We start from the raw sequence: 3,075 nt of genomic DNA, 5'->3' as shown, positions 1-3,075 counted from the left end.
TGAGCGCGCCAGCCGGACAAAGACGGGCTCAGAGCAGGCGGCTCAGGGCTCCCAGCGAAAACGCGCCAGCGCGACACGGCCGGCGGCATCGAAATCCACCTGCTCGGCTGCCAGCAATCGCCGCTGCCGCTGCGCCGCCTCTCCGGGCAGGCTGATCTCGCCGCGGGCATTGAGTACCCGGTGCCAGGGCAGCGCACTGCCGTCATCAAGGCGATTGAGGGCATAGCCGACCTGGCGCGCCTGCCTCGGCAGGCCGGCAAGCGCCGCTACCTGGCCGTAGGTCGCCACGCGGCCCGCCGGAATGCGTGCCACCACGGCATAGATCAGTTCGAAGCTGCCCGGATCCCGCATGTCACGTCCTCCGGAAACCTTCCACCGTCAGCACTCGGCCAGCAGTCCCTGCTCCATGCGCAGGCGCCGGTGCGCCAGCGCCGCCAGGCGGTCCTCGTGGGTCACGATCACGAAGCTGGTGCCGAGCGACTCGTTCAGCTCCACGATGAGCTGATGGATGCTCTCCGCGGTGTCGCGATCGAGGTTGCCGGTGGGCTCGTCGGCCAGCACCACCGCAGGGCGGGTCACCAGCGCACGGGCCAGCGCCACGCGCTGGCGCTCGCCACCGGACAGCTCGGCCGGCTTGTGATGCAGGCGCTGCCCGAGGCCGACGCGCTCCAGCAGCGCGGTCGCCGCCTGCTCCGCCTCGGCCACCGAGCCGCCGCCGATCACCACCGGCATGGCGACATTCTCCAGCGCGGTGAACTCCGGCAGCAGATGATGCAGCTGGTACACGAAACCCATGTGGCGGTTGCGCAGGCGGCTACGGTCGGTCTCGCGGGCACCGGACAGGTCCTGCCCGAGCAGGCGCACACGGCCTTCGCTGGGCTGCTCCAGGCCGCCCAGCAGATGCAGCAGCGTGGTCTTGCCCGAGCCCGAGCGCCCGATGATGGCGATGCGCTCGCCACGCGCCACGGAGAAGGAGATGCCGCGCAGCACCGTCACCGCCTGCGGGCCCTCGGAAAAGGTCTGGCGCAGGTCCAGCGCCTCCAGCACCGGCCCGCCATCGCGGGTCCGTGCCTCCGCCGCCGCGGCGGTCGCCGGACTGGTAACCGTCAGCGTGTCACTCATAGCGCAGGGCCTCCGCCGGCTGCACGCGGCCGGCCTGGCGCGCGGGATAGATGGTGGCCAGGAAGCTCAGCGCGAACGCCGTGCAGCCGACCCAGAGCACATCGAACCACTTCAGCTGCGACGGCAGGTAGTTGACGAAATAGGCATCGAACAGATGCACGCCGGACAGGCGCTCGTAGAACATGACCAGGTCGCTGACGGTCAGCGACAACAGCACGCCGAGCGCGACGCCGGCCAGCGTGCCGCCCAGACCCACGGCCGTGCCCTGCACCAGGAAGATGCGCTGGATCATGCCCGGCGTGGCGCCCAGCGTGCGCATGATGGCGATGTCCGACTTCTTGTCGTTCACCACCATGACCAGGCTGGACACGATGTTGAACGCCGCCACCGCCACGATCAGCAGCAGCAGCAGCGACATCATGGCCTTTTCCATCTTGATGGCGTTGAACAGGCTGCCCTGGGTCTGGGTCCAGTCCGAGCCGTAGAAGAACGGCGGCAGCTGCGCCAGCAGCTGCTGGTTGATCTGGCGCGCCTTGAACAGGTCGTCGACCTTCAGGCGCACGCCCTGCACGGCATCGCCGATGCGCAGCAGGCGGCCGGCATCGGCGTAATAGACGTAGGCCAGCATGCCGTCGACCTCGGCGCCGACCTGGAAAATGCCGACCACGGTGAAGCGCTTGAAGCGCGGAATCACCCCGGCGGCGCTCAGGCTGGCCTCGGGCAGCACCAGCGTCACCGGATCACCCGGCTGCACGCCGAGGTTGCTGGCCAGCTGCTGGCCCAGCACCAGGCCGTACTCGCCATCCTTCAGGTCTTCCATGCGGCCGAACAGCATGTAGTCGTGCAGGATGGATACCTTGCGCTCCAGCGCGGGCTCGATGCCGGTGATCATGGCGCCGGTGACCTGGCCGTTGGCGGTCAGCATGCCCTGCACCTGCGACATCGGCGCCGCCGCGGCCACGCCCGGCGTCTTCTCCGCCAGCGTGACCAGCGACTGCCAGTCGCGCAGTGGCTGCGCCGACGACAGCGTGGCCTGCGGCACCATGCCGAGGATGCGCTGCTTGAGCTCGCGGTCGAAACCGTTCATGACCGAGAGCACGGTGATCAGGACCGCCACGCCCAGCATCAGCCCGATCATCGAGCTGAGCGACATGAAGGAGATGAACTGGTCGCGGCGACGCGCGCGCGTGTAGCGCAGACCAATGAAGAGGGAGAGAGGCTTGTGCATGATGGCGGCGATTAGACCACAGCTGTCCGGGAGCGTCACATAGGGTTCATGTTCAACGCTACACTGGGGTGACGGTTGTCGTGCGGTGTGGAGGGAGGCGGAAAACACGCGTTCGCTACAGTTTTCAGGCCTGACACCCGGGCACGACAACAGCAACGGACAGGGGGCGCTGCACATGAAGATCGTTGGGCATCGGGGGGCGCGCGGCGAGGCGCCGGAGAACACGCTGGCGGGCTTCCGCCATCTGCGCGCGCTGGGCGTGCGCGCCGTGGAGTTCGACATCCAGGTCAGCCGTGACGGCGAGCTGGTGGTGATCCACGACGCCATGCTGGAACGCACCACCTCGGGCATCGGCCTGGTCGGCGATCACACCGCCANGCCGAGGTTCTCGACCTGCTCGGCGACTTCACCCACCTCGAACTCGAGGTCAAGGCCCGTACCCCGGAGGACGAGGCCGCGGTCATCGCCCGCCTGCCGGCGCTGTGGTCGCACTTCCGCCTCGACGGCCGCGCCCGCACCACATCGTTCAACCCGCGCTACCTCTACGGCATCCGCGAAGTGGCGCCGGACATCCCCCGCGGCTTCCTGTTCGAGGAGGATTTCACCGGCGACGCCCTCGCCGTGGCCAGCGCGCTCGGCTGCAGCTCGCTGGGCCCGCACCAGGCGCGCTGCACCAACGAGCTGGTCGCCAGCGCGCATGACGCCGGGCTCATCGTCTCCACCTG

The 3,075-nt window shown here is 68.8% G+C and carries 4 protein-coding genes; 1 reads left to right on the top strand and 3 read right to left on the bottom strand.

Going from position 1 to position 3,075, the window contains the following annotated elements; genetic code table 11:
- Positions 1 to 42: 42 nt before the first annotated feature.
- The 3 genes from C5O18_RS07960 to C5O18_RS07950 are packed head-to-tail and all read right to left on the bottom strand — an operon-like array spanning position 43 to position 2,350.
- The gene (locus C5O18_RS07960; protein ID WP_105192984.1) at positions 43 to 351 is read right to left on the bottom strand and encodes an MGMT family protein; all 309 of its coding nucleotides are present in this window, start codon (positions 349 to 351) and stop codon (positions 43 to 45) included.
- A 27-nt stretch (positions 352 to 378) separates the two neighbouring features.
- A complete protein-coding gene (gene lolD / locus C5O18_RS07955) occupies positions 379 to 1,122 on the bottom strand; it encodes a lipoprotein-releasing ABC transporter ATP-binding protein LolD (RefSeq protein ID WP_105192982.1) in 744 nt (247 codons plus the stop codon).
- Entirely contained in the window at positions 1,115 to 2,350 is a 1,236-nt protein-coding gene (locus tag C5O18_RS07950; RefSeq protein WP_105192980.1) for a lipoprotein-releasing ABC transporter permease subunit, read from the bottom strand. Before C5O18_RS07950 ends, lolD begins: the two co-directional genes overlap by 8 nt.
- A 175-nt stretch (positions 2,351 to 2,525) precedes the next feature.
- Between C5O18_RS07950 and C5O18_RS11265 the strand changes: the two genes are divergently transcribed.
- Positions 2,526 to 3,075: glycerophosphodiester phosphodiesterase (locus C5O18_RS11265; RefSeq protein WP_478209689.1), on the top strand; the 550-nt coding region annotated here is incomplete at its 3' end.

This window comes from Amnimonas aquatica, from assembly GCF_002943415.1.
Classification (GTDB): Bacteria; Pseudomonadota; Gammaproteobacteria; order Pseudomonadales; family Moraxellaceae; genus Perlucidibaca; species Perlucidibaca aquatica_A.
Note: the sequence above shows the minus strand (reverse complement) of the source record. Positions and strands in the feature narration are given on the sequence as shown.

Excerpts from the sequence above, each read along its gene's own strand:
- C5O18_RS07950 (WP_105192980.1), bottom strand. The coding sequence starts at position 2,350 with ATGCACAAGCCTCTCTCCCTCTTCATTGGTCTGCGCTACACGCGCGCG.
- C5O18_RS07960 (WP_105192984.1), bottom strand. The coding sequence starts at position 351 with ATGCGGGATCCGGGCAGCTTCGAACTGATCTATGCCGTGGTGGCACGC.
- lolD (WP_105192982.1), bottom strand. The coding sequence starts at position 1,122 with ATGAGTGACACGCTGACGGTTACCAGTCCGGCGACCGCCGCGGCGGCG.